This window comes from Marinobacter sp. F3R08 (genome assembly GCF_018860425.1).
In the GTDB taxonomy this organism is placed as follows: domain Bacteria; phylum Pseudomonadota; class Gammaproteobacteria; order Pseudomonadales; family Oleiphilaceae; genus Marinobacter.
Window position 1 is genome coordinate 1 of sequence record NZ_JAHKPI010000018.1, and the last position, 2,489, is coordinate 2,489.

Sequence of the window (2,489 nt, forward strand, 5' to 3'; positions counted from 1 at the left end):
GGAGGATTTCTGGTTCATCTTATCGATTAGGAGATCGAGATGACGAAGAAGCCCCAGACATCAAAAGACGCCGCCGACAAGGTGGTTAAGAACATCCGCCGCAAGACGCGGCAAACCTATTCAGCTGAAGAGAAAATCCGCATCGTCTTGGCGGGCCTGCGTGGCGAGGAAAGCATCTCGGTGCTATGCCGTCGCGAGGGGATTGCCGAGAGCCTGTATTACAGCTGGTCGAAGGAATTTCTGGAAGCTGGCAAGCGCCGGTTATCTGGTGATACGGCACGACAGGCTACGTCGCCTGAGGTAAAGGATTTGCGTTCTGAGTCCCTGGCCCTCAAAGAGTGCGTTGCGGATCTGACGCTCGAGAACCGTCTGCTTAAAAAAAGCATGACAGGAAGTGGGGGATACGAGGAATGAGGTATCCTGCATCGGAGAAACTGGAAATCATTCGCACTGTTGAGGGATCGCATTTGCCGGTCAAACAAAGCCTCGACATGCTGGGCATCCCGCGCACGACATTCTATCGATGGTATGATCTCTATATTGACGGCGGCCTGGATGGACTGGCTGACAGATCCCCACGTCCAGGATCGGTCTGGAACCGCATCCCTGATGCCCGTCGTGATGACCTGATCGAGTTTGCGCTGGAACATGAGGCGCTGACCACACGGGAACTGGCGGTCAAATACACTGATGAGAAGCGGTATTTTGTTTCTGAATCATCAGCTTACCGCATTCTCAAAGCAGCGGACCTGATTACAGCACCTGACTATGTGGTCATTAAAGCGGCCGAGGAGTTCAAAGACAAAACCACGACCATCAACGAGATGTGGCAAACGGACTTCACCTACTTCAAGATCATTGGCTGGGGCTGGTATTATCTGAGCACGATCCTCGATGATTACAGCCGCTACATCATTGCGTGGAAGCTTTGCACCAACATGCGTACTGAGGACGTGACAGACACGATCGAACTGGCGCTGACGGCGTCTGGTTGCGACCAGGCGGTTGTGCGTCACAAGCCACGCCTGCTCAGCGACAACGGTTCATGCTACATCTCCGGCGATCTGGCCAAGTGGTTGGAGGATCAAAAAATGACGCATGTTCGGGGCGCACCGTTCCACCCACAAACCCAAGGCAAAATCGAACGCTGGCACCAGACCATGAAGAACCGGGTTCTGCTGGAGAACTACTATCTGCCCGGTGACCTCGAACGCCAGATCGGGGCCTTTGTCGAATACTACAACAACCAGCGCTACCACGAGAGCCTGAACAACGTCACACCAGCCGACGTCTACTTCGGCCGCGACAAAGCCATTCTCAGAGAAAGGGAAAAAATCAAGAAAAACACAATCAAACAACGCCGCTTGCAACATCAGAAACAAGCCGCATAATCAATCACACAAACGAGCCAGAGCCTCCAATACTCAAGCCGCTCTGATGCCCCATTTTATATGACGACGGACAATCTGCCCAAAAACCAAGACACCCCGAGCTTTGTCCAGAACGCTTGCTGTTCGATATGCGGAATGGGACTTGGTTGGTGAAAACCATCAGGGCCAGCGGCCATGTGTGTCGCGCTAACAGGCCTAACACAAGACTGCTTCTGACAAAACGCCACGCACGAAAAAGGTACTTGCAAAAAGGGAGCCATCCACACAGGACAAAGTTGCCGTTCCCGCTTGAAGTATTAATGTCCACTCAAGAAAAGACCACACCCGCTGACAACATCCGCTTTTCAGCAGCTTCCGTTGGTGCCGCTGAGAGAGTTCCGTCCTTCACGACGATGACATCATAGCCTCTGTTTTTAGCAGCCAGCGCCGTCTTATGCACACAATAGTTAAGATCCAAACCAGCGAGACGTAACTTACCGACACCGAGACGCTCCAAAAGGGCATCCAGTTCGCCGGTTTCGAATGCGTCCTGCACACGCTTTACCATAACATGATCAGGAAGTGACGAGAATTGCTCTGCAATTTCGGTTCCTTCACTTCCGACTATCGCCTGTCCTTTCATCGTGAGCCTCGCCACAGTCTTTGTTGAAGGGATCGACCATTCCTGACGGACGGCAATGACAGGGTGGTTTTGGGCCCGCGCAGCTTCAACTTCATCAAGAATGGCGGATGCGGCAGACTCTTTTAAAGCGTCCGAGTATGGACCGCGATCCCAGAAAACTGACTGTAGATCAATCAACAGAAGGGCTGATCCATCGCGTTCCCGTATCGTTTCTCCGATACTGACCGAACCGATGCGCCTAACACCGTTTCCAAGCCAGAGTATAAGGAAAAGGAACACAATACCAAAGATATAGCCGAACATCATTCGTTCTCTCCTGCTCGTTTTTTCAAACTGTCCGTCACTGCGATTACAACCTCAAGCGCGGTAGCAATGTCTTCATTGCTTAGGTTTCCACCAACCTCCTCCACAAGCTTCATTTCCTTAGTAATGATCTCTTCGATGACCGCGCGACCGTGATCGGTCAACGCCAGGAT

At 52.1% G+C, this 2,489-nt stretch carries 2 protein-coding genes; one reads left to right on the forward strand and one right to left on the reverse strand.

The features are described from left to right. The first annotated feature begins 39 nt into the window (after window positions 1–39). Window positions 40–1,391, forward strand: a protein-coding gene (locus tag KO499_RS12295) for an IS3 family transposase (protein ID WP_215984055.1) whose coding sequence is annotated in 2 segments (ribosomal slippage) — window positions 40–376 and window positions 376–1,391 — 1,353 coding nt in all. Because the reading frame shifts where the segments join, the coding sequence is not laid out codon by codon here. Window positions 1,392–1,698: 307 nt separating this feature from the next. Here the strand turns inward: KO499_RS12295 and KO499_RS12300 are convergent. Beyond that, window positions 1,699–2,319, reverse strand: a complete 621-nt coding sequence (locus tag KO499_RS12300) for a cysteine hydrolase family protein (RefSeq protein ID WP_215984056.1) — start codon at window positions 2,317–2,319, stop codon at window positions 1,699–1,701. Window positions 2,320–2,489 lie beyond the last annotated feature (170 nt).

Excerpts from the sequence above, each read along its gene's own strand:
- KO499_RS12300 (WP_215984056.1), bottom strand. The coding sequence starts at position 2,319 with ATGATGTTCGGCTATATCTTTGGTATTGTGTTCCTTTTCCTTATACTC.